General features: G+C 68.7%; 21 protein-coding genes. 13 read left to right on the forward strand and 8 right to left on the reverse strand.

Annotated elements, in window-relative coordinates; translation table 11 throughout:
• Position 1 precedes the first annotated feature (1 nt).
• Genes R8G01_03640 through R8G01_03650 form a run of 3 tightly spaced genes read left to right on the forward strand, consistent with a single transcriptional unit; the run spans position 2 to position 3731 of the window.
• Entirely contained in the window at positions 2 to 520 is a 519-nt protein-coding gene (locus R8G01_03640) for a (2Fe-2S)-binding protein (GenBank protein ID MDW3213063.1), read from the forward strand.
• On the forward strand, positions 517 to 2781 hold the full coding sequence (locus R8G01_03645; GenBank protein MDW3213064.1) for a xanthine dehydrogenase family protein molybdopterin-binding subunit: 2265 nt from the start codon (positions 517 to 519) through the stop codon (positions 2779 to 2781). The genes R8G01_03640 and R8G01_03645 overlap by 4 nt, the downstream gene beginning before the upstream one ends.
• Entirely contained in the window at positions 2781 to 3731 is a 951-nt protein-coding gene (locus R8G01_03650) for an FAD binding domain-containing protein (protein MDW3213065.1), read from the forward strand. Before R8G01_03645 ends, R8G01_03650 begins: the two co-directional genes overlap by 1 nt.
• Before the next feature lie 19 nt (positions 3732 to 3750).
• Here the strand turns inward: R8G01_03650 and R8G01_03655 are convergent, their stop codons facing one another.
• A complete protein-coding gene (locus R8G01_03655) occupies positions 3751 to 4701 on the reverse strand; it encodes a succinylglutamate desuccinylase/aspartoacylase family protein (GenBank protein ID MDW3213066.1) in 951 nt (316 codons plus the stop codon).
• Entirely contained in the window at positions 4701 to 5180 is a 480-nt protein-coding gene (locus R8G01_03660; protein MDW3213067.1) for an ATP-dependent zinc protease, read from the reverse strand. Before R8G01_03660 ends, R8G01_03655 begins: the two co-directional genes overlap by 1 nt.
• A gap of 25 nt (positions 5181 to 5205) precedes the next feature.
• Here R8G01_03660 and R8G01_03665 point away from each other — a divergent pair, with 25 nt between their 5' ends.
• The gene (locus tag R8G01_03665) at positions 5206 to 6396 is read left to right on the forward strand and encodes a RimK family alpha-L-glutamate ligase (GenBank protein MDW3213068.1); all 1191 of its coding nucleotides are present in this window, start codon (positions 5206 to 5208) and stop codon (positions 6394 to 6396) included.
• On the opposite strand, the gene R8G01_03670 is transcribed toward R8G01_03665, so the two are convergent.
• Positions 6359 to 6811 (reverse strand): hypothetical protein, encoded by a 453-nt coding sequence (locus R8G01_03670; GenBank protein MDW3213069.1) that lies wholly within the window; start codon positions 6809 to 6811, stop codon positions 6359 to 6361. The two genes, R8G01_03665 and R8G01_03670, sit on opposite strands and share 38 nt — an antisense overlap.
• Positions 6812 to 6845: 34 nt before the next feature.
• Between R8G01_03670 and R8G01_03675 the strand changes: the two genes are divergently transcribed.
• Positions 6846 to 8414, forward strand: coding sequence for a gamma-glutamyltransferase (locus tag R8G01_03675; protein MDW3213070.1), 1569 nt, complete (start codon positions 6846 to 6848; stop codon positions 8412 to 8414).
• Positions 8415 to 8472: 58 nt separating this feature from the next.
• A complete protein-coding gene (locus tag R8G01_03680) occupies positions 8473 to 10167 on the forward strand; it encodes an aminotransferase class V-fold PLP-dependent enzyme (protein ID MDW3213071.1) in 1695 nt (564 codons plus the stop codon).
• Positions 10168 to 10183: 16 nt separating this feature from the next.
• Here R8G01_03680 and R8G01_03685 read toward each other — a convergent pair whose 3' ends face one another.
• Entirely contained in the window at positions 10184 to 11413 is a 1230-nt protein-coding gene (locus tag R8G01_03685) for an amidohydrolase family protein (protein ID MDW3213072.1), read from the reverse strand.
• Positions 11414 to 11448: 35 nt separating this feature from the next.
• On the opposite strand from R8G01_03685, the gene R8G01_03690 reads away from it, so the two are divergent.
• A complete protein-coding gene (locus R8G01_03690) occupies positions 11449 to 12219 on the forward strand; it encodes a creatininase family protein (protein ID MDW3213073.1) in 771 nt (256 codons plus the stop codon).
• A gap of 93 nt (positions 12220 to 12312) precedes the next feature.
• Here R8G01_03690 and R8G01_03695 read toward each other — a convergent pair whose 3' ends face one another.
• On the reverse strand, positions 12313 to 13467 hold the full coding sequence (locus R8G01_03695) for an LLM class flavin-dependent oxidoreductase (GenBank protein MDW3213074.1): 1155 nt from the start codon (positions 13465 to 13467) through the stop codon (positions 12313 to 12315).
• Between the two features lie 26 nt (positions 13468 to 13493).
• Between R8G01_03695 and R8G01_03700 the strand changes: the two genes are divergently transcribed.
• Positions 13494 to 14297, forward strand: a complete 804-nt coding sequence (locus tag R8G01_03700; protein ID MDW3213075.1) for an LLM class flavin-dependent oxidoreductase — start codon at positions 13494 to 13496, stop codon at positions 14295 to 14297.
• On the opposite strand, the gene R8G01_03705 is transcribed toward R8G01_03700, so the two are convergent.
• On the reverse strand, positions 14298 to 14588 hold the full coding sequence (locus tag R8G01_03705) for a TIGR03792 family protein (GenBank protein MDW3213076.1): 291 nt from the start codon (positions 14586 to 14588) through the stop codon (positions 14298 to 14300).
• Between the two features lie 37 nt (positions 14589 to 14625).
• Between R8G01_03705 and R8G01_03710 the strand changes: the two genes are divergently transcribed.
• From R8G01_03710 to R8G01_03730, 5 genes are all read left to right on the forward strand, one after another.
• Positions 14626 to 15429, forward strand: a complete 804-nt coding sequence (locus R8G01_03710) for a phosphodiesterase (protein MDW3213077.1) — start codon at positions 14626 to 14628, stop codon at positions 15427 to 15429.
• Positions 15430 to 15626: 197 nt separating this feature from the next.
• Positions 15627 to 16328: an ABC transporter ATP-binding protein gene (locus R8G01_03715; protein MDW3213078.1), complete on the forward strand. Its 702-nt coding sequence runs from the start codon at positions 15627 to 15629 to the stop codon at positions 16326 to 16328.
• Positions 16325 to 17254: an ABC transporter permease subunit gene (locus R8G01_03720; GenBank protein ID MDW3213079.1), complete on the forward strand. Its 930-nt coding sequence runs from the start codon at positions 16325 to 16327 to the stop codon at positions 17252 to 17254. Before R8G01_03715 ends, R8G01_03720 begins: the two co-directional genes overlap by 4 nt.
• Before the next feature lie 61 nt (positions 17255 to 17315).
• The gene (locus tag R8G01_03725) at positions 17316 to 18650 is read left to right on the forward strand and encodes a hypothetical protein (protein ID MDW3213080.1); all 1335 of its coding nucleotides are present in this window, start codon (positions 17316 to 17318) and stop codon (positions 18648 to 18650) included.
• Positions 18651 to 18758: 108 nt separating this feature from the next.
• The gene (locus R8G01_03730; protein MDW3213081.1) at positions 18759 to 19982 is read left to right on the forward strand and encodes a Rieske 2Fe-2S domain-containing protein; all 1224 of its coding nucleotides are present in this window, start codon (positions 18759 to 18761) and stop codon (positions 19980 to 19982) included.
• Positions 19983 to 20003: 21 nt separating this feature from the next.
• Here R8G01_03730 and R8G01_03735 read toward each other — a convergent pair whose 3' ends face one another.
• Both R8G01_03735 and R8G01_03740 read right to left on the reverse strand, forming a co-directional pair.
• Positions 20004 to 21605: an NAD(P)/FAD-dependent oxidoreductase gene (locus R8G01_03735; protein MDW3213082.1), complete on the reverse strand. Its 1602-nt coding sequence runs from the start codon at positions 21603 to 21605 to the stop codon at positions 20004 to 20006.
• Between the two features lie 10 nt (positions 21606 to 21615).
• Positions 21616 to 22899 carry a Zn-dependent hydrolase gene (locus R8G01_03740; protein MDW3213083.1) on the reverse strand — a complete coding sequence of 428 codons (1284 nt, stop codon included), beginning with the start codon at positions 22897 to 22899 and terminating at the stop codon, positions 21616 to 21618.
• Between the last annotated feature and the right edge of the window lie 47 nt (positions 22900 to 22946).

The following is a 22946-nucleotide window of genomic DNA, read 5'->3' on the forward strand; positions in this document are numbered from 1 at the left end:
CGTGCGTACAACCGACCCGACCGAACGGTCCTCGAACACGACCGCCCTGGTGTCGCTGCAGATCAACGGCGAGGAACGTTCCGTCGCCGTCGAACCGCGACGGGTCCTGCTCGACGTGATCCGCGACGACGTCGGTTTGACCGGCACCAAGCAGGTCTGCGAGATGGGCAACTGCGGGGCGTGCACCGTGCTGCTCGACAACGAGGCGGTCTATTCGTGTCTCGTGCTCGGCGTGGAGTGCGACGGCCGGTCGGTCGAGACGGTCGAGTCGCTGGCCGACGGCCCCGACCTCCACCCGATCCAAGCGGCGTTCGCCGACTGCGACGCGTTCCAATGCGGCTTCTGCACTCCGGGCCAGATGATGAGCATCGAAGCCCTCCGCCGTCGCCGTGCTGCCGCCGACGAGCCCGGAGACCTCGACGCCGACATCGGCAGTTCGCTCGCCGGCAACCTGTGCCGGTGCGGCGCCTACCGCCACATCCTCGACGCCGCCCGGATGGCGCTGGGAGACGACCGGTGAAGACCGAGCAGGCCACCGACCTCGCCGACTGGGACGAGGGTCGCGACATGCGCGAGCTCGGGTCGTCGTCACGCCGGCGCGAGGCCGAGGACAAATTGACCGGCTCGGCCCGGTACGCCGCCGACACCCGGCTCCCCGACCAACTGCAGCTCACGTTCGTCCGCAGCCCGCACCCGCACGCCGAGGTGACCTCGATCGACGCGTCCGAGGCGCTGAACGTGCCCGGTGTCGTCGCCGTGATCACCAACGACGACCTACCCGACGACCTGACCTGGTACGAGGAGGAGCTGCCCTTCTTCGCGGAGATCGCGCGTTTCGTCGGCGACGAGGTGGCCGCCGTGGTGGCACGCACGCTCGACGCCGCACGAGACGGCGCTGCCGCCGTCCACGTGGAGTACGCGCTGCTCGATCACGTGACCGATCCGGTCACAGCACTCGGCGCCGACGCACCGTCGATCCACGGTGATTCCAACCTCGTCGCCGAGCCCGAGGTCACCGAGCGAGGAGACGTCGAGACGGCACTCGACACCGCTGCGTTCGTCGTCGAGTCCGAGTACCGCACTCCCACCGCGATCCACAATGCACTCGAACCGCACGGCGCCGTCGCCCACTGGCACGGTGACCAACTCGACCTCTGGGCCTCGACGCAGGGGGTCAACGACGTGCGCGAGATGGTCGCCGAGGCACTCGGCCTCCATCATCAGCAGGTGCGGGTCGTCGCCGATCACATCGGCGGTGGGTTCGGGGCCAAGCAGGTCCCGTGGAAGCCGACGGTGGCGGCCGCGCTCGCGTCGCGTCTCACCGGTCACCCGGTCCAGGCGATGAACGACCGACGCGGCGAGAACCTCGCCGCCGGCAAACGGAACGGCACGGTCCAGCGCCTCCGTCTCGGCGCCGACGCCGACGGACGGCTCGTCGGCATCGACGCCGACCTGATCGCCGACAACGGCGCGTACGGCGTCGCCGGCGAGGCCAGCAACGTCGCCGGCAGTTACCGGCACCTCTACCGCTGTGACGCCGTCAGGACCCGCTCCAGGCGGGTCTACACGAACACCGGCCCGGCGGTGGCGTTCCGAGCCCCCGGGTACGTCGAGGCGGCGTTCGCGTTGGAGTCGGCGATGGACGAGCTGGCGCACCTGGTCGGCATCGATCCGCTCGAGTTCCGGCGACTCAACCGAGCCGAGACCGACCAGGTCGCGGATCTGCCGTGGTCGTCGCCGTCGGGGCTGCCGACCGCGATCGACCGCATCGACGAACACCGCATCGAGAGCGGGTCGGCGCCTCCGTCCGGCATGGTGCGCGGACACGGGATCGCCGTCAACGAATGGATGGCCGCCACGGCGATGCCGCCGGGCTACGCCTGGGCGGAGTTCAACAACGACGGGTCGGTCCACATCGCCACCAGCACCCAGGACATCGGCACCGGCACCCGTACCGCACTCGCCCAGGTCGCCGCCGAGGAGCTCGGCATCGCGCCGAACCGGATACGCGTGTCGATGGGTGACACCGCCGCCGGTCCCCCGGCACCGACCAGCGCCGGGAGTACGACGATCCCGACGATGGCCCCGGCCGTTCGCGCCGCCGCGAGCGCACTCAGAACGCGAGCGCTGGCCGTCGCCGCGCAGCACCTGCACGTTCCGGCCGACGAACTCCGGCTCGACGACGAGATGGTCCGTGCCGTCGACGACCCCGACACGTCGATACGCTTGGCCGACCTGCTCGAAGCGCTCGCTCCCGAGGGCATCCACGCCGAGGGAGGGAGGACCGAGACCGCCACCGACGTCAGCCCGAGAACGCACAGCGCCGCGCTGGCCGACGTGCTCGTCGACCGCGACACCGGCGAGATCCGGGTCGAGCGGCTCGTCGTGGCGCCCGACTGCGGCCGCATCATCGACCGGAAGCTGGCCGACAGCCAGGTGATCGGCGGTGCAACGCAAGGCATCGGCTTCGCCCTGTGCGAGGAGCAGCTGATCGACCACCGACTCGGTCATGTGGTCAACGCGAACCTCGAGGACTACCTCGTACCGACGATCGGCGACACGTGCGAGATCGTGCACGCCGAGGTCGGCGTGCCCGATCTCGCCGCGAATCCGCTCGGCGTCAAGGGGCTCGGCGAACTGCCGCTGATCCCCGTCCCGGCGGCAATCGCCAACGCGGTGTACGACGCGATCGGTGTGCGATTCCGAGAGCTCCCACTCACCCGCCGGCGTGTCCTCGAAGCGCTCGCCCTCGACCCCGCCGACCACGGCGAGGAGGCGTGATGCAACCGTTCGCCTACCACCGAGCCGACGACTCGTCACGACCCGACGGGCCGGGTACCGAACTCCTCGCCGGGGGCACCGACCTGCTCCCGGCGATGAAGGTCGGCCTCGTGACCCCCGTGTCGGTGATCGATCTGAAGCACTCCGACCTGAACGACACGATCGAACGCACGGCGACCGGCTGGCGTCTCGACGCACTCGCAACCCTCGCCGACGTCGAAGACCACGCGGGGCTGCGTGCCTCGATCCCGGCGATCGGCGAGGCGGCCGCATCGGCGGCGACCCGACAGCTCCGCACGAGGGCGACGATCGCCGGCAACCTGCTGCAACGCTCACGGTGCAGCTACTACCGGAATCCCGACCTGACCTGCTGGCTGGAGGGTGGGACCACGTGCTTCGCCCGAGAAGGCCGACACGAACACCACGCCACCGTCGACACCGGCCCGTGCATCTCGACCCAACCGTCCGATCTCCCCGGCGTGCTCGTCGCCCTCGATGCACTCGTCGAGGTCCGGGTGGGCGACCAGACGACGACCCGCCCGATCGGCGAGCACTTCTCGTCACCCACCGACGAGCGACGGTCGTTGAACACCCTGGCAGCCGGCGAGATCGTGACCGCGGTCATCGTCCCTGCCGCCGACCGTGCCTCGGTCTATCTCAAGGCGATGGACCGGGCCGCCTGGCAGTTCGCCCTGGTCGGGGTCGCCGCAGTGATCGCCGACGGTGGCGTCCGCCTCACCGCCGGCGGCGTGGCCCCGGTGCCGTGGCGCCTCGACGCGGTCGAGCAGCACCTGGCCGGCGTGGCCCCCGATGAGCTGACCGACGAGATCATCGACCTCGCGGCGGCGCTCGCCGGAACCGGCATGGATCCCCTCCCCGACAACCGGTACAAGGTCACCCTGCTCGCCGGACTCGTCCGACAGGCGCTTCGCCGACTCCGCTCGATGTGACGACCGCCGGCCGGCGACGTCAGACGATCTCGGCGATGTGGACCACGGCGTCGCCGCGGTTCACCAGCGGGGCCTCGAGGCGCCCGATGACGACACCGGTTCGCGCCGCCTTGATCGTCGCCAGGCGGCGACCGAAGGAGTTGGAGATCACGCCCAACCGGTCGCCGGCGTCGACCTCGGCCCCGAGCGCGCACTCGATCCGAGCGATCCCGGAGGCACCGGCGCGGACCCAGCCGGTCTTGCGTGACTCGACGGACGACCGGTCGGGTGAGGTCTCGCCCTCGATCATGCCGAGCGACGCGAGGACGCGGTTGACACCGGCGACACCGGCGTCGATCGCCCAATCGTCGAACCGCAGTGCCTCGCCGCCCTCGTAGAGCAGCACCGTGGCGCCGTGCTCACGGGCGGCATGGCGAAGGGACCCGTCGCGGGTCCGAGCATGGATCATCACCGGTGCCCCGAAGGTCTCGGCCAATGACCGTGTGGCCGGATCGTCGAGATCGGCGCGGATCTGCGGGAGGTTCGTGCGGTGGTCGGAACCGGTGTGGAGGTCGATGCCGACGTCGCTCGGTGCGACGATCTCGGTCATCATCAGATGCGCCACGCGACCGGCCAGGGAACCTCGTGCCGTTCCGGGGAAGGAGCGGTTGAGGTCGCGCCGGTCCGGCAGGTAGCGGTCGCCGGCCATGAAACCGTGCACGTTGACGATCGGCACCGCGATCAAGGTGCCGTGCAACGTCTTCGGGTCGATGTCGGCCAGCACACGTCGGATGATGTCGACCCCGCCGACCTCGTCGCCGTGGATCGCGGCGTCGACCCACACCGTGGGGCCGTCCTCGCGACCGTGGAGCACGAGCACCGGGAGCGTCACGTCTTCTCCGGTGACGAGCTTCGCGATCGGGAGCCCGACCTCCTGTCGGAACCCCGGGCGGACCCGGTTCTGCCCGATCGCGAACGACGGACGGGCCATCAGGCCTTGCCCCGGTTCTTGCGACGGGTCGAACGCTTGGGGCGGCCGCCCAGGTACGAACGTCCGGGGTCGACCAGCAGCACGCCGCGCATCGCCTCTCGGCCGACGAGCATCCGGAACCCCATGTCGTCGCGGTTCGCCAGCGTCAGCTCCGCGTCGAGATCGTGACCGACCACCCTGATCGTGGTGCGGACGACGAGCCGCTCGTCCTCGTGCCCGGTCGAGCTCCTGATCGCCCGTCGATCGACGACGGGCAACTCGGAGCGGACCGTATCGACCTCGGATCGCTGCCACGGGTGGACGGCGAACGACACCCATGGAGCGCCGTCGCGTTCGAACTCCTCGATGTCGAACGCATGGATCGACGACGACCTGGCCCCGGTGTCGAGTTTGGCCTTGACCCAGGGCACGTCGAGGTCGGGAAGCGCCACCCATTCGCGCCAGCCGGCAACGGTGTCCGAAGGGCCGTCGTGATTCACCCTGGTAGTTTCGCTGATCTTGACGATGAAACTCGCAATCCTCTCCCGAGCACCCCGTTCGTACAGCACGCAGCGGCTCCGGTCGGCGGCGATCGAACGTGGTCACGACGTGAAGGTGCTGAACACGCTCCGGTTCTCGATCGACCTCTCGGGCCGCGAGCCGGATCTCCAGTTCCGTGGCAAACAGCTCTCGAGCTACGACGCGATCCTGCCGCGGATCGGCAACTCGATCACGTACTTCGGCACCGCGGTCGTGCGGCAGTTCGAGCAGATGGACGTGTACACGCCCAACACAGCGAACGGCATCTCGAACTCGCGCGACAAGCTGCGCGCGATCCAGATCCTGTCGCGGCACAACATCGGGATGCCGGCGACCACGTTCGCCCGTGACCGTGCCGACGTGTTGCCGGCGATCGAACGCGTGGGTGGTGCGCCCGTCGTGATCAAGCTCCTCGAGGGCACCCAGGGGATCGGCGTGATCCTGGCACCCGACACGAAGGTCGCCGAGGCGATCATCGAGACCCTGCAGAGCACCAAGCAGAACGTGCTGATCCAGCGCTTCGTCGCCGAGAGCAAGGGTCGTGACATCCGAGCCCTGGTCGTCGGCGATCGTGTCGTCGCCGCCATGCGTCGCGTCGCGCAGGGTGAGGAGTTCCGGTCCAACGTCCACCGTGGTGGTCGGGTCGAGGCGGTCGAGCTCGACCCGGCGTACGAGGAGACGGCGGTGCGCTCCGCTCAGATCATGGGTCTGCGAGTGGCGGGCGTCGACATGCTGGAGAGCGATCACGGTCCCTCGGTGATGGAGGTCAACTCGTCACCAGGTCTCGAGGGCATCGAGACCGCGACGAAGCTCGACGTGGCCGGAGCGATCATCGACTACATCGACAATCAGGTCGCGTTCCCCGACATCGACGTGCGTCAGCGGTTGACCGTGAGCACCGGGTACGGCGTCGCCGAGCTCCTGGTGCACGAGGGTGCCGACCTGATCGGTTCGACCATCGCCGAGTCGGGTCTGCGAGATCGTGACATCGCGGTCCTGACCCTGCATCGCGGTACCACCGTGATCCCCAACCCCAAGGGTTCGCGCGAGCTCGAGGCGGGCGACCGTCTGCTCTGCTTCGGCAAGCTGGAGGAGATGCGGGGCATGATCCCCGAGCGTCGCCGCAAGCGGGCGCGCGTCAAGAAGCTCCCGAAGCAGCCGATCCCCGAGGCCTGAGCCACACCACGCCGAGCACGATGACGGCGACGCCCGAGAGACACACGCCGGGACCGCTCCCGATGCGGAACAGGCCGGCCTCCGGCGCGAACACCAGCGCGGTCGCGGTGCCGCCGACCCAGCAGGCCGCGAGGGCGGCCGCGCCCGCTGCCACGCGTACGCGGACGTGGCCGGTTGCGGCGGCCCAGCTCGCGATGGTCGTCGCGACGAGGAGGAGCGGAACGAGCGGCCACAGCCGGAGCGACCAGGCGACGACGCCGCTCGGGGCGAAGCCGAGCCGCTCCACCAGATCGAAGATCGTGTAGCTCGAACGGTCCCGGGATCCCGACCGCAGCCAGGGCATGAAGGTCCCGGTCAGGGCGACGGCGGCTCCGGCCGTGACCGTCACGGCACCACGGATCGCTCGGTCCACCACGGTACGAGCGTAGGCGGCGGCGTACCGTGCTCACATGACGTCGTTGCCGCACAGCAGTGTCCGAGGCACCAGGCACATGGTTGCCGCAGCCGATCAACTCGCATCCCGCGCCGGTGACCTGATCTTCGAGCGCGGCGGCAACGCCGTCGACGCGGCGATCGCGACGAACGCCGCGATCGCCGTCACCGGACCGCACCTCTGCGGCATGGGCGGCGATCTGTTCGCGCTCGTGCACACACCCGACGGTGTGGTCGCACTCAACAGCAGCGGCCGAGCCGGGTCGGGCAGCGACGCTGCAGCACTGCGCGACGAGGGAGCGACCTCGATGCCCTTCCGGCACGACGTCCGTGCCGTGACCGTGCCGGGCTGTGTCGACGGCTGGATCGCCCTCCACACCCGGTTCGGGTCGATGCCGTTGGAGGACCTGCTGGCACCGGCGATCGACCTGGCCGAGATCGGCTTCCCCGCGAGCCCCCTGCTCGCCGGGTCGGTGCAGCGCCTCGACGACGCCGGACGTGCACAGTTGGACGAACTCGCAGCGCAGGCGACCCGAACCGGTGCCGTGGTGCGACGCCTCGGAGCCGGTCGTGCGTTGCGCGCGATCGCCGCGACCGGTCGTGACGGCTTCTACGGCGGCGAGTTCGGCGATGGGCTGATACGACTCGGGGACGGTCTCTTCTCCCAGGCCGACCTCGACCGGGATCAGGCCGACTGGGTCGAACCGTTGACGGCTCCGGCGTTCGGGGTGGACCTCCACACGATCGGGCCCAACTCGCAGGGCTACCTCACCCTCGGCGGTGCGCTCCTCGCCGAGGGTCTCGACCTTCCCGACGACCCCGACGACGAGCGGTGGGCGCACCTGCTGATCGAGGCGGCCAAGTTGGCGGGCTACGACCGCCCGGCAGCGCTGCACGAACACGCCGACGGCGCAGCGCTCCTCGACGCCATCCGGTCGCGGGCCGACCGGCTCGACACCGAGCGCGCCGGCGACTACGCCGTGGCGACCGGGGCCGGCGACACGACCTACCTGTGCACCGCAGAGGCCGACGGCCTCGCCGTGTCGTTGATCCAGTCGAACGCCTCGGGGTTCGGCTCGTGGCTCGCCGAGCCCAACACCGGCATCAACCTGCACAATCGCGGTCTCGGCTTCAACCTGATCGAGGGGCACGGCGCCGAGCTCGGACCGGGGCGACGTCCGCCGCACACCCTGTCGCCGGCGCTGGCGACATCGGGCGGCGCGCTCCGATCGGTGTTCGGCACGATGGGTGGTGACGCCCAGCCGCAGATCCTGTTGCAGGTTGCCGCTCGCCTGTTCCGCCACGGTCAGTCACCCGCGGCGGCGATCGGTGCCCCGCGGTGGGCGCTCGCCGGACCCGCGACCGGGTTCGACACCTGGAGTGAGCCGAACGCCCAGGTCGTCGACCTCGAGGGTCACGCTCCCGCGACCTGGACCGAGCTGACGGCCAGGGGGCACCGCACCAATGCGTGTCCGCCTTACGACAGCGGCTTCGGGCACGCCCACGCGATCACGCTCGACGACGAAGGGGTGTTGGCAGGCGCCGCCGACCCGCGGGCCAGGGTGTCTGCCACGATCGGCCGCTAGTTCAAGGACGCCGCAAGATCGGGGCGGTCATCACCCTGATGGGGCTACGGTTCGTCCCGTGTCGGACAGGCTGATCGAGACGATTCGGGATTCGGTGATCGGTGCCGACGAGATGGTCGAGGGACCATTCGGCGCACGCCCTGTGGTGTACGCCGACTACACGGCGTCGGGACGATCGCTCCGCTTCATCGAGGACTACATCGCCGATGTCGTCCTGCCGCTGTACGCGAACACGCACACCGAGTCGTCGGGGACCGGACTCCAGACCAGCCGCTTCCGCGAGGACGCGCGTCGCATCATCGCCGACTGCGTCGGTGCGACCGACGAACACGCCGTGCTGTTCTGCGGCAGCGGATCGACCGCTGCGATCGCGAAACTCGTCGGCGTGTTGGGCATCCGGGTGCCGTCCAACCTCGACGACTCGCACCATCTGACGACGCACATCCCGCTCCACGATCGACCGGTCGTGTTCATCGGTCCGTACGAGCACCACTCGAACGAACTGCCGTGGCGTGAGTCGATCGCCGAGGTCGTCACGATCGACGAGGACGTCGACGGTCACGTCGACCTCGCCCAACTCGAGGCCGAGCTCGAGCGCTACCGGTACCGGCCGCGCCTGATCGGGTCGTTCTCGGCGGCGTCGAACGTCACCGGCATCACCACCGACGTGCGGGCGGTGTCGAGCCTGCTCCACCGGTACGGCGCGATCGCCCTGTGGGACTACGCCGCCGCCGCACCGTACGTGCAGATCGACATGGGCTCACCCGACGATGGCGACGACTATCTCGATGCGATCTTCGTGTCACCGCACAAGCTGATCGGCGGGCCGGGCACACCTGGGCTGCTCGTGGCCCGCCGCAATCTGTTCACCAACCGTGTCCCCGACGTGCCCGGCGGCGGCACGGTCGCCTTCGTCAACCCCGAGGAACACGGCTACCTCGATCGGATCGAGCATCGCGAGGAAGGCGGAACCCCCGACATCATCGGGTCGATCCGTGCCGGCCTCGTGTTCCAGTTGAAGGAGGCCGTCGGGATCGAGTGCATCGTCGAACGTGAGGAACGGTTCCTCCGCCGCGCGATCGAACGCTGGGACGAGCACCCCAACCTCATGATCCTGGGCAGCCACGATGCCGAACGCCTCTCGATCGTGTCGTTCGTCGTCCGTGACGTGCCACCCGGTACCGAACCGGTGCCCGGTCGGTACCTCCATCACAACTTCGTCGTCAGCGTGCTCAACGACCTGTTCGGTATCCAGTCGCGCGGCGGTTGCTCGTGCGCCGGCCCGTACGGTCACCGACTCCTCGGCATCGACCTCGAGCGTTCGCACGAGTTCGAACGCGAGATCACCCGAGGGTGCGAGGGCATCAAGCCGGGCTGGGTCCGGGTGAACTTCAACTACTTCATCGACGACGACACCTTCGACTACGTCGTCGATGCGGTGTCGCTGCTCGCGGACGAGGGTCGCAAACTCCTCCCCTACTACCGCTTCGAGCCCGACACCGGCCTGTGGAAGCATCGCGACGGCCTCGCCGGTGCTCCGCTGTCGCTGAGCGATGTCGACTACGGCACCGGTGAGATGACGTACCACCGCCGGCCGCAGTTCCTGCCCGACGGCGGGCTCGCCGAATACCTCGATCGGGCTCGGACGCTGCTGGGTGAGCTGTCGGATGCCGCCCCGACGCCGCTCGGGCTGCCCGACACCACGCAGGACTTCGAGCATCTGCGCTGGTTCCCCTACCCCGACGAGGCCTGAGGCCCGCCGGCGACCGTCAGCGGTGGATGGCGCGGTCGGTCGACGATGCCGCGACCAACCGCCCACGGTGGAACACCTTGCGATCAGCGGGCGCGTCCGCGATCGCCTCTCTGATCGACGCCGCGTCGATCGCCACGAAGTCGGCGGGATCTCCCACATCGAACCGGACGGTCGGCAGCCGCATGGCACGTCGTACGTTGTTGCTCACCATGTCGTAGGCGTCGTCCGGCAGCACGTGGCCCGCCATCACCAACAGGGCGGCGGTCTCGAGCGGGTCGGATCGACCGACGAGGTTGAACGGGTCCTGCACGTTGTCGCCGCCGGCCGCGATCAGCACTCCCGCGTCGCGTAGCGCCGCGATCGCGGTGAGCCCGCGCGGCGTGGCCTGAACGTGGTCCCGGCCCTGGAGGAACAGGTTGGTCTGGGGCAGCGGGACGATGGCGATTCCGGCCGCGGCGACCTCGCCGGCGACCGCGGCCTGCACCTCGGGCGTCTGCATCCCCAGGCTGACACAGTGGCTGGCGGCCACGCGCCCTTCGAGGCCACGATCGATCACCGCACGCGCGAGGTCGCGCAGCGTCAGCATCGTCGGATCGAGCGTCTCGTCGACGTGCAAGTCGACCGGGACACCGCCGGACTCGGCCGCGTCGAGCGCCACCTGGATCGAACCGACCCCGTCGGGTTCGAGATGGGGACAGCCACCGACGAGGTCGACGCCGCGGTCGAGCGCCTGACGCAACGCTGCACGGTTGGCATCGCTCCCCTCGCCCGACATCGGCGAATGTGTCAGCGCGACGAACTCGACGTGCATGAGTCCCTCGAAGTCGGCGACCGCCTCCTGGGCGGCGAGCAGGTGCGTGATACCCGAACCCGAGCCGCAGTTGATGTGACTCCGCACCGCGGTCACGCCGTTCAGCAGCAGCTTGTCGAGTGCAGCACGCACCCGGACGACCATGTCGTCGTGCGTGAAGAGTCCGGCTTCCGCTGCCGCGACCCAGGCCTCGATCGCTCCCCGCAGGTCGCCGGTGGGGTTCGGAACGGCCTCGGCGGTCAGGGCCTTGTCGAGGTGAGCGTGCGGCTCCGCCATCGCCGGCAGGAGCAGCCAACCGCCGAGATCGTGGACCTCGGCATCCGCCGCTGCCTCAGGGGCGGGTGAGCCGCTGGGCGTCACGGCGACGATGACACCGTCACGGGTCTCGATGTCGACGTGGCGGCCGTCGGCGAGTCGGGCATTTCGGATCAGCATCGTGTCGCAGCGTAGATGTCACTAACGTCGAACCCATGAGTCGTCGCTACGAGGAACTGTCCGGACCCGAGATCCTCGATCGCATCACCCCGTCGTCCACGTTGCTGCTGCCGATCGGGGCGGTCGAACAGCACGGCCCGCACCTCCCGCTCGCCGTCGACCACGTGATCGCCCACGAGACCGCCACGGCGGTGGTCGACGAGGTCGGCGCCGACCTCGATATCTGGCAACTCCCGACACTGTCGGTGAGCAAGTCGAACGAGCACGCGTGGTCGCCCGGCACGCTCTGGTACTCGGCCGAGACGATGATGTCGATCCTCCGCGATCTCGGGCGTGGCATCGCGAGCACGGGTGCCGAGCGGCTGGTGCTGCTCAACGGGCACGGCGGCAACACCACGCTGCTGAACACGGCACTCCGTGAGCTGCGCTTGCAGTTCGGCCTCAAGACCTTCCTCGTCCACCCCTCGGTGCCTCCCGCGTACGGCGGGTCGTCGACGGCCGACGAACTCGGCATGGGCATCCACGGTGGCCGCAACGAGACCTCGGTGTTCATGCATCTCCGTCCCGACCTGGTCGATCTCTCCAAGGCCGAACGCAAGGTGCCCGAGGCGCTCGCCGAGAACGAGTTCGTCAAGTTCGGCGGCGCGGTCATGTTCGGCTGGCTGTCGAACGACTTCGATCCCGACGGCTACATCGGCGACCCGACCGGAGCGAACGCCGATCTCGGCAAACAGCTCTTCGAGGCCAACGTCGCGCACCTCGGCCGTCAGATGGCCGAGATCGTGAAGTTCGACTTCGGTCGATAGATCGCGAGTTGTGCCTGGAGGATCAGCGGATAGGTCGCTCCGCTCCTTTTTGTTCCGCTGATTCCTCCCCGTATCCATTGGGACAACTCGCGATCAGTCGAGCTTGGGGAGGACCTCTTCGGCGAGGCGGTGGAGCTGCGTCTCGACCTTGCTGTACGGGTCGCCGGGCATGGCGGGGAACACCATGAGGTCCTCGATGCCGAGTTCGTCGCGGTACCAGGCAATCGTCTCGGCGACCTCGTCGGGCGAGCCGACGACCCAGGTGCGCTGACGGTCCATCGAGTCCTCCAACGTGGGGATCAGCCCGGGCGGCGCCGGCTTGCCGTCGTCACCCATGTACCCCTTGCTCCACCCGTACGGGCCGAGGAACTTCCAGAACTCGTCGTGCCCGTTGCGCACCGACTCGATCGCCTGTTCGCGGGTGTCCTCGATGCAGGTGTTGAGCACGAGCATCCGCTTCTCTCCACGCTCGAGCGCTCGTCCGTGCGTCTGCTCGTAGGTTTCGGCGAACTGCTCCCACCGCATCTTGATGAACGAGTGGTGGCAGTTCCAGAACACGCCGCCCCACCCGGCCTTCGGCACCTGCTGGAGCGACGGCGGCGACGTGATCGCCTGCCAGATCTCGTACGGGTACAGCGGCTGCGGCAACAGCGTCAACTCCTCGACGAAGCCGCCGCGATCGGGGATCCCCGGCGGCGGGAAGTCGTGGATGTCGCCGTGGAACGAGAAGGATTCGTTGTCGAGTGCGAGTCGGATGACCTCCATCGCCTCGTCGAACATCTTGCGGTTGACGTCGTCGGCGGCGATCTGGTCGGGGTTGTCGAAGCTGCCGATCTTGGTCCCGAGCGGCTCGGCCTCTCGCGGCACCGTGCCGCGACCGACGCCGAGGATCCCGCGCCCGCCGGAGATGTTGTGGAGCGTCGCGAAGTCCTCCGCCAGCTTGAGCGGATGCCACTGCGGCACGATGTTGAAGGCCATGCCGATCCGGATCCGCTCGGTCCGCTCGGCGAGGATCGAGCCGATCAGGAGGCCGTTCGGGATGACCTCGTATCCCTCGTACTGGAAATGGTGCTCGGTGAGCCAGAACGAGTCGAACCCCAATCGATCGCTGAGGACGCCCATGTCGAGGATCTGCTCGGTCGCCCGCCACACCTCGTGCTTGTCGTATCGGCGGTCGGTCGGAGCAGGGGCACCGGCACCTGCGTCCGGCATCTCGACACCACCGAAGAGGAAGATTCCCGTGCGCATCGCGCCACTGTAGGAAACTGGAGCACGTGCCTCCAGATGCTGCCACCACCGCCTCACCCCGGCGCGGGGTCTGGATGTTCCCCGGCACCTCGGCCGAGGCGTTGGTCGATGCCGTCGTCGCCGCGGAGGAACTCGGTCTCGATGAGGTGTGGATCGCCGACGAAGGTGTGGCGCGTGATCCCTTCGTGGTGTTGGCGGCCGGCGCCGTGCGGACGAGCCGCATCCGGCTGGCCACCGGCATCACCTCGCCGCTACTGCGGCATCCGGGAGCGATCGCGGCGTCGATCGCCACGATCGACGAGCTGAGCCACGGGCGCGCGGTGCTGGGGCTGGGGGTGGGTGGACAGCTGTCCCTGGCGCCGTTCGGGATCGAGGCCGACCGGCCGGTGGGGACGTTGCGCGACGCGATCGAGACGGTTCGAGCGGTGCACTCGCATACGGCGACCGATCGCTACGAACCCCCGGCGCACGCGTCGCCGGCACGATCGGTGCCGATCTGGATCGGTGCCAGAGGACCGCAGCTGGTCCGGCTCACGGCACGCCTCGCGGACGGGCTGTTCCTCTCGGGCTGCACCCCTCGCGAGCTCGAGACGATCATCGAAGGAGCGTCCGACGCCGGCGGGACCGATCTCGCCGTCTACCAGTCGGCGGTCGATCGGCCCGACGACGCGAAGGAGATGACGTGGGACGCTGCGGCCGTATCGCTGGCCGCTGCCGCCCGTCTGCACGCGCCGGCGGCGATCGGCATCAACCTGGTCGAACTCGCCGAGGACGGGACCGACCCGGTTCCGCTGGTCGAGCGAGCGGCTCAGGTCCTGCTCGGCGTGTGATCAGTTCGATCGGATGACGTCGTACGCCACGCACTCGGCGTGCCGCTCGTGTGGACCCATCGCCTCGATGACGGCGTCGAGATCGCGCTGCGGGATCGCCTGCCACTGCTGCATCGATTCCCACCAGATGACGGCGTGAACCGACGTCGGCGCATCGGCAGTCCGCCACATCTCCTTCTTGACGAACCCGTCCTGACGCTCGAGGAAGCGTGACCAGTGGCGCTCCTCGACGTCGAGCCAACTCTCGAGTTCGTCGGGCGGGACCTGGAACGTGAGGAACTCGATCACCATGTCCGTCAGAGTAGGGGCCGGTTCCTACAGTGTCGCGATGCTGATCGCGCAGATCTCCGACTGTCACATCGTCGATCCCGGCGAACTGTTCGCCGAGCGGACCGACAGCGCCGAGGGCCTCCGCCTGGCGATCGAGACGATCCGCGGTCTGCCGATCGCTCCCGATCTGGTGTTGCTGACGGGCGACCTCGTCAACGACGGGACACCGTCGCAGTACGACCATCTGCTCGAGCTGCTCGGTGGTCTCGAGATACCGCTGCTGCCGATTCCCGGCAACCACGACGATCGGCAGGAGCTCCGAACTCGCTTCTCCGAGGTGCTGCCACCCGGCGGGGCCGACGATCCGATCGACCTCGTCCACGAGTCCGGGCCGGTTCGGATCGTGGCGCTCGACACGACGATCCCGGGTCGTCACGACGGTGACCTCTCCGACCGTCAGCTCCGGTGGCTCGACGTCGAACTCGGCCGCGAGCCCGACCGTCCGACGATCGTCGCCCAGCACCATCCGCCGGTCAGCAGCGGTGTCGTGGCGATGGACCAGGCCTGCGGAGTCGGCGCCGGCGACCGCGAGGCGGTGGTGATCGGCCGGCATCGGCACGTCGAAGCGGTGGTGTCGGGGCACCTGCACCGCTCGCTGCAGCGGAGGTACGCGGGCACGATCTCGATCACGTGCCCGAGCACGGCCGGCAGTCTCGCGCTCGGTCTCGACGGCGGACCGGTCGGGTACACGACCGAGCCCACCGGCGTTGTGCTGCATCATTGGCGCGAGGGCGCCGGGGTCGTGTCGCATCTGGTCCCGGTCGGCAGGTTCGAGTCGTGGTCGCCCTCGTGGGCGACGTGAGATCCTCGCTGGGCTCGTTTGTTTCGTGCTCGTGAAACCTCCTGGCACGGCGAGGCGGGCTGCTCCCCGGTCGGCGTCACCGGCTACGGTGTCGCCGAGCAGTTGGTCTGCCGGACGCAGGTCCGGAGCTGGAGGAACACATGTCGGCCGCCCCTACGGCACGCGGAACAGAATCACTCACATTCGAACACATCGGAATGATTTTTCCGGACGGCACCGAGGCCGTCCGGGATGTCTCGTTCACCATCCGCAAGGGTGAGTTCGTGACGGTCGTCGGACCGTCCGGGTGTGGCAAGTCGACGTTGCTGAAGATCGCGTCCGGCCTGCTCGACCCGACCGCCGGACAGGTGATCGTCGACCGTGACCGGCTCGGTTACGTGTTCCAGGACGCGACCCTGCTGCCGTGGCGCACCGTCAAGGGCAACGTCGAGCTCCTGGCCGAACTGCACGACGTGCCGGAGGACGAGCGAGCTCGCGTCGCCGAGGACGCGATCCAGATGGTCGGCCTCGACGGATTCCAGAACCACTACCCCAAGTCGTTGTCGGGCGGCATGAAGATGCGGGCATCGCTGGCGCGCACCCTCACGCTCCGACCGCCGATCTTCCTGTTCGACGAGCCGTTCGGCGCGGTCGACGAGATCACCCGCGAGCACCTCAACGAAGAGACCCAGCAGCTGTTCCAGCGCGAGGGGTTCGCCGGCCTGTTCATCACCCACTCGATCAGTGAGGCCGTGTTCATGTCGACACGGGTGCTCGTCATGTCCGCACGGCCCGGCCGGATCGTCGCCGAGTTCGAAGTTCCGTTCGACTATCCCCGCTCGCCCGACCTCCGGTTCGACCCGGAGTTCGCGAAGCTGAGCGGCGAGGTCTCCCACGAGTTGCGAGGTTCCCACTCATGAGCGATGTCGATCAGAACACACAGGTCGCCCCGAACACCGACCACGATGTCATCGCGTCGATCGGCGGGACACCGAGTTCTGCCACGCCTCGTCTCAAACGGTCACGGAGCGCCAACGCTGTAGCGTCGATCCTGCCGCCGATCGTCATGGGCATCGCCGTGCTCGGCGGATGGTACCTCGTGTCGTACGGGCTGCTCGATGCGAGTCGTCGCTTTCTGCTCCGCCCACCGCATCAGGTGGTGCAGGTCGGTTTCCTCGAGTGGGAGAACCTGTCCGAGATGCTCAGCGGACTCTGGTCGAGCACCCGCATCGCGATCATCGGGCTCGCGATCTCGATCGTGCTCGGGTTCCTGCTCGCGACCATCATGAGCCAGGCCAAGATCGCCGAGCGGGCGATGTTCCCGTATCTCGTGATGCTGCAGGCGATCCCGATCCTCGCGATCATCCCGCTGATCCAGTTCTGGTGGGGCTCGGGCGAGCCGATCTGGGACTACCCGATCGTCTCGTACCTGAACTCCCGCGTCATCGTGTGCGTGATCATCTCGATCTTCCCGATCATCGTGAACACGTTGTTCGGGCTCCAGTCGGCCGAGCGCGGGATGCACGATCTCTTCACGCTCCACCACGCGAGTCGATTGACCCGCCTGCGCAAGCTCATGTTCCCGGCCGCCATGCCGGCGATCTTCGCCGGCTTGCGGATCTCGGCCGGCCTGTCGGTGATCGGTGCGATCGTCGGCGACTTCTTCCTCGGTCGCGGTGAGGTCGGCATCGGCCAGCTGCTCAAGAAGTACGCCAACAACCTCCAGGGCGAGGAGCTCCTCGCCGCGGTGATCCTGTCGTCCGCGCTCGGCGTCGCCGTGTTCTTGTTCTTCGGTTGGTTGCAGACCTTCTCGATCGGCAAGTGGCACGAGGCCGGCTCCGACTGACCGTCGCTCCACAGTCTCAACACCAACAAACACCTGAACCATCAGGGGGAGAACCACCACCATGAAACAGCGCAGAAGTATCCGGCTCGTGGCCGGCGTCATGGCGCTCGGACTCGTCGTCGCCGCGTGCGGCGGCGACGACGACGACACGCCCGCCGACTCGGGTGACACCCCGACCGCCGAGGAGACCGCCGACTCCGGCGACATGACCGAAGATTCGGGCGACATGACCGAAGATTCGGGCGACATGTCCGAGGACTCGGGCGACATGTCCGAAGATTCGGGCGACATGTCCGAGGATTCGGGCGACATGTCCGAGGACTCCGGTGACATGTCCGAGGATTCGGGCGACATGTCCGAAGACGCAGCGGGGGTCGACCTGTCGGGCGTGTGCCCGTCGCCGATCGTGATCCAGACCGACTGGTTCCCCGAGGCCGAGCACGGCTCGCTCTACGAGATGGTCGGCGAGGGCTACGAGATCAATGCGGAACTCATGACCGTCACCGGGCCGCTGATGGCCTCCGGCGTCGACACCGGCGTCGAGATCGAGGTCCGCACCGGTGGTCCGGCGATCGGCTTCAACTCGCCGCGCGTCAACGCCTACACCGACGACTCGATCCACCTCGCCTACTCGTCGTTCGACGCGCAGGCGGCAGCGTGGGCCGACCTGCCGATGGTGACCGTCCTCGCCCCGCTCGAGATCAACCCGCAGATCATCATGTGGGATGCCGACGAGTGGCCGGACGTCGACACGATCGCCGACGTCGGCGAAGCCGGCATGACGATCAACGTGTTCGGCGGCGGCGGCTTTGCGCCGTACTTCGTGGCCGCCGGCATCTGGGACGAGTCGCAGGTCGATCCGTCGTACGATGGCTCGCCGGCACGGTTCATCGCCGAGGGCAACATCGCTCAGCAGGGGTTCGCATCGGCCGAGCCGTACAACTACGAGAACGTGTTCGAGGAGTACGGCAAGGCGCCGAAGTACCAGCTCCTGCACGATGCCGGCTACCAGTCGTACTCGCAGACGCTGGCCGTCAAGCCGGCCGACGTCGAGGCGCTCGCCCCGTGTCTCGAGTTGTTCGTGCCGATCGTCCAGCAGGCCGTCGTCGACTTCGCGAACGCTCCTGAGCGGGCCAACGCGATCATCATCGACGCCGTCGCCACGTTCGACTCGTTCTGGGTCTACGACGAGGGCGTCGCCGCCTACGCCGTCGAGACGATGACCGAGCTCGGTCTCCACGGCAACGGCCCTGACGACATCGTCGGCAACATCGACGAGGCCCGAGTCCAGAAGGTCATCGACGACGCCCGCCTCGCCGGCGTCGACGTGCCCGACGACCTGGTCGCGGCCGACATGTTCACGAACGAGTTCGTGGACGAGTCGATCGGATTCTGAGTCGTCAGGTCATCGACCTGACGACTCCGTGAACGCCTTCGGGGGTTCGGCGCCCGGCGCCGGGCCCCCGAATCGCGTCCGGGGCCACGTGGGTGCGATCATGGGACCATGACGACGATCGACGACGGACGGGCCTACGGATTCCAGGCGGGCACCGCGGATCCCGATCTCGTCGAGGTCGACGCCGGCACCCCAGCCGGTGAGCTCCTCCGGCGCTACTGGCACCCCGTCGCCCGCTCGGAGGAGGCCACGTCGATCCCCCGCAACATCCGGGTACTCGGCGAGGATCTGGTGCTGTACCGCAGCCTGACGGGGACGCCCGGTCTGATGCTCCCCCGCTGCTGCCACCGAGGCACGACGCTCTACTACGGGCGGGTGGAAGACGAGGGAATCCGCTGTCCGTACCACGGCTGGCTGTTCGCCGCCGACGGCCGATGTCTCGACCAGCCGTGCGAACCCGACCGGGGCCGCAACAAGGCGTCGTACCGGCAGCCGTGGTACCCCGTGCAGGAGTACCACGGGTTGATCTTCGCCTACCTCGGCCCGGCCGAGAAGCAGCCGGTGTTCCCGCGCTACGACATCTTCGAGGACCTCGACGAGGAGACCGAGGACATCGTGATCATCGACCACTTCGCATTCGGCGGCCCATCCGACGCACCGTGCAACTGGTTCCAGACGCACGAGAACGCCATGGACCCGTACCACGTGTTCATCCTCCACAACGCGATCAGCGGGCACCAGTTCGACCCGCAGCTCGAGATCTGGCCGAGCATCGCGTTCCAACGCAGCGACATCGGCGTCACGGCGACGCAGGACCGCCAGCTCGCGGACGGCACCACCCTGCACCGGGTCACCGAGGTCCGTGTGCCGACGATCCGCGTCATCCCCACGCCGACGCTCACGGTGCTCGGCAAGACGAACAACATGTCGTGGGCGCTCCCGATCGACGCCACCAACACCCGGGTGTACGCGATGGTCCGCAAACCGAAGGATCGCCCGCCGCAGGGGCTGCCGGTGTACGACGGCAACCGGAGTTGGTTCGATCTCACCGAGGAGGAGCATCAGCGCTTCCCCGGCGACTACGAGACACAGACGGGCCAGGGCCCGATCACGTTGCACAGCGAGGAGCACCTCTCGTCGAGCGATCGTGGTGTGTCGATCGTGCGGCGCCAGTTCAAAGAACAGCTGGCGCGCATGGCCGACGGACTCGACCCGGTCGGCGTGCACTTCGACGAGTCGGAGGCGGTGCAGAGCGTCATTGCGGGCAACTACATCGTCGGGCCCGACACCGACCGCTCGACCATCCCGCTCGTCGAGTCGCTCGACGACTGACGGATGGTGGCCGTCGTCGGCTCAGCGCCGAACGTTCTGGAGCGACCGGCGGACCGCGGTGGCACCGAACCGTGATCCGCTCAGGTCGGTGATGACCGCGTCGGCGCTGTTGCGCCCGGAGGCGCCGAACACGCCCGCGCCGGGGAACGTCCCGGCGCCGGACAGGTACAACCCGTCGATCGCCGTGCGGTAGCGCGTCGCCTCGCGGTGCCGACCGACGAGTGCCGACAGCGGCGGTCCGGAGTACGAGGGCGTGTGGCCCCGGTGCATCTGGAACTCGGCCTCGTACCGGTCGGGGGTCATCGCACGCCAGCGATCGACAGTGAGGGTGCCGGGTTCCATGAAGCCGTCGAGCACATCGAGCCAGCGTTGCGGCTCGTCGGAGTCGGGCCACCCACCCCGGAGGGAGTAGGGCGTGAAGAGCACCTCGAGGCTGAGCACGTGCTGGCCGGGCTTCGGCTGCATGTCGGGATCGAGCACGGTCGGCACGTTGACCAGGAACGTCGGTCGCGTGGCGACCCGACCCTGTTCGCGGAGCTCGTGGGCCTCGGCCAGCTCGGCAGGGCTGGGCGAGATCACCGTGGTGGGCGCGAGGTCGTCGGCGCCGGGGACGAGCGCATCGACGACCGGCGCATCGCGGTAGCGCGGCAACCCGTCGAGCACGGCGTCGACCTTCGATTCGTAGCCTTCGTGGACGGGCATCGACCGGTACCGGTCGACCAGCCGTCGAGCCGCCGCCGGCACCGTGTCGAGCCAGTCGACGAAGACCCGCTGCGGGTCGCACGCCGCGACGATCCGCGAGGCGTGCAGCTCGGTGCCGTCGGTGAGTCGCACGCCGGCGACCGCGCCGTCGCGGACGAGCAGCCGCTCGACCATGCTGTCGCAGCGGACGCGACCACCGGCCGCCTCGAAGCTCGCCCGGACCGCGTCGGTCAGGGCACCGCTGCCGCCGGCCGGTCGGCCGGTCTTGATCAGGTGGCGGGTCGCGTAGATCGCCGCCGCCATGCCGGTGCCCGGCGTCGTGGGCGGTACACCCCACACGGTCGGCCCGCTGCTGACCCCCGGCATCGTGATGTGCCAGTCGTCGAAGTACTGCCCCATCACGTCGGAGACGCTCGACCGGCTCCACTTCAGGAGGCGAGCGGCACCCGCGCCGCGCTTGGCGCCGACGACGCCGAGCATCCGGGGCAGCGACGGCGTCGTCCGGGCCATCTCGAGTGCGAGCTCGGCGACGGGCAGGGCGTCGTCGAGGTAGCGGCGGTAGCCCGGCACCTGTTCGGGATACGAGGCCGCGAGCGCGTCGAGCTGCGCATCGACGTCGTGCAGGAACACCCAGGGCGCAGCGCCGTCGTGGAATCGGTGGATACCGCTGATCTGCGATTCGACGTAGCGCAGGCCGTACGAGGCGAGGTCGAGCTCGTCGGCGACCGGCATCCCGCGCACCATCGTGTGGTCGCAGTTGCAGATGTTGAACCGCGCCTCGAGATCGGTCACCGTCGAAGCACACCCGCCGACGTCGGAGCGGGCCTCGACCAGCAGCGTGTCGACGCCGGCGCGAGCGAGGTACGCAGCGCAGATCAACCCGTTGTGTCCACCACCGACGACGATGACATCTGCGTCCATCGCGTCGACGCTAGACGTCGGAGCCGGCCGAACCCAGATCCGCGTGGTGCACCATCACCTGTAGCAGCACGTTCGCACCGGCGACCAGGTCGTCGGGCTCGGTGAACTCGGCGATGTTGTGGCTCAAGCCGCCGACGCTCGGCGTGAAGATCATCGAGGTCGGACACACGCGCGACAGCATCTGCGCGTCGTGGCCGGCACCGCTGCTCATCCGGCGGGTGCTGTAGCCGAGCGTCGTCGCCGTGGTCTCGACGAGTCGGATCATGTCGGCGTCGAACGACACCGGGGCGAACCGCGCCAGCGACCGATGTTCGACCGTCACGCCCTCGTCGGCGGCCGCCGCCGACAGGAACTCGCCGAGGCGCCGCTCGGCGTCGCGCAGGATCGCATCGTCGGTGTTGCGCAGGTCGATGGTCATGGTCACGGTCGAGGGGACGACGTTGACGAGGTCGGGATGGACGTCGAGCCGGCCGACCGTGGCGACCTGATCGCCGCCGAGCCCGGTCGCGAGATCGCGCACGAACGTCGTCACCCGGGCCGCGACGACGAGCGGATCGTGACGCAGCCGCATCGGGGTGGTGCCCGCATGCGCCGACTGGCCCGAGATGGTGAGCTCGGTCCACGAGATCCCCTGCACACCTTCGACGACGCCGATGGTCACCCCGGCAGCTTCGAGGACGGGCCCCTGCTCGATGTGGAGTTCGACGAACCGGTGCGGGAAGTCGGCGGCCGGAACCGGCAACGAACCGCCGTAGCCGATCCGTTCGAGCTCGTCGCCGAGTCGAGCACCGTCGTCGGTCGCCCGGATGTCGAGTGCGTCCTCGATGCCGAGCCCACCGACGTAGACGAGGCTCCCGAGCATGTCGGGAGCGAAGCGGGCGCCCTCCTCGTCGGTGAAGAACGCCACCGTGATGCTCCGGTCGAGCGTCACGCCGTTGGACAGCAACGTCTCGACGACCTCGAGCCCGGCGAGCACGCCCAGGTTGCCGTCGAACCGTCCGCCGGTCCGCACGGTGTCGATGTGCGAACCCGTCATGACCGGCGCCAGCGCCGGGTCGGCGCCCACCAGCGTGGCGAACACGTTCCCGATCTGGTCGATCTCGACCGACAGGCCGAGGTCGCGCATCCAGGTGACGACCAGGTCGCGCCCCGCTCGGTCGGCGTCGGTGAGCGCCAACCTGGCGCATCCCCGTTCGCCGTCGGGGCCGAGCACCGCCCCGATCTCGCCGAGGGCCTCGATCCGGCGCAGCAGACGGTCGCCATCGATGCGGAGATCTGCGACCGTGGTGCTCATGAGCAGGGAAGATACCGGAATATGCTGCCACCGACGGTGGTTGCAGT

It is taken from the genome of Ilumatobacteraceae bacterium, assembly GCA_033344875.1.
GTDB lineage: Bacteria > Actinomycetota > Acidimicrobiia > Acidimicrobiales > Ilumatobacteraceae > Ilumatobacter.

Bases quoted from the DNA above. Each gene is read 5' to 3' on its own strand.
- R8G01_03650 (MDW3213065.1), top strand. From the start codon at position 2,781: ATGCAACCGTTCGCCTACCACCGAGCCGACGACTCGTCACGACCCGAC.
- R8G01_03655 (MDW3213066.1), bottom strand. From the start codon at position 4,701: ATGGCCCGTCCGTCGTTCGCGATCGGGCAGAACCGGGTCCGCCCGGGG.
- R8G01_03665 (MDW3213068.1), top strand. From the start codon at position 5,206: ATGAAACTCGCAATCCTCTCCCGAGCACCCCGTTCGTACAGCACGCAG.
- R8G01_03675 (MDW3213070.1), top strand. From the start codon at position 6,846: ATGACGTCGTTGCCGCACAGCAGTGTCCGAGGCACCAGGCACATGGTT.
- R8G01_03685 (MDW3213072.1), bottom strand. From the start codon at position 11,413: ATGCTGATCCGAAATGCCCGACTCGCCGACGGCCGCCACGTCGACATC.
- R8G01_03690 (MDW3213073.1), top strand. From the start codon at position 11,449: ATGAGTCGTCGCTACGAGGAACTGTCCGGACCCGAGATCCTCGATCGC.
- R8G01_03695 (MDW3213074.1), bottom strand. From the start codon at position 13,467: ATGCGCACGGGAATCTTCCTCTTCGGTGGTGTCGAGATGCCGGACGCA.
- R8G01_03705 (MDW3213076.1), bottom strand. From the start codon at position 14,588: ATGGTGATCGAGTTCCTCACGTTCCAGGTCCCGCCCGACGAACTCGAG.
- R8G01_03710 (MDW3213077.1), top strand. From the start codon at position 14,626: ATGCTGATCGCGCAGATCTCCGACTGTCACATCGTCGATCCCGGCGAA.
- R8G01_03715 (MDW3213078.1), top strand. From the start codon at position 15,627: ATGATTTTTCCGGACGGCACCGAGGCCGTCCGGGATGTCTCGTTCACC.
- R8G01_03720 (MDW3213079.1), top strand. From the start codon at position 16,325: ATGAGCGATGTCGATCAGAACACACAGGTCGCCCCGAACACCGACCAC.
- R8G01_03725 (MDW3213080.1), top strand. From the start codon at position 17,316: ATGAAACAGCGCAGAAGTATCCGGCTCGTGGCCGGCGTCATGGCGCTC.
- R8G01_03730 (MDW3213081.1), top strand. From the start codon at position 18,759: ATGACGACGATCGACGACGGACGGGCCTACGGATTCCAGGCGGGCACC.
- R8G01_03735 (MDW3213082.1), bottom strand. From the start codon at position 21,605: ATGGACGCAGATGTCATCGTCGTCGGTGGTGGACACAACGGGTTGATC.
- R8G01_03740 (MDW3213083.1), bottom strand. From the start codon at position 22,899: ATGAGCACCACGGTCGCAGATCTCCGCATCGATGGCGACCGTCTGCTG.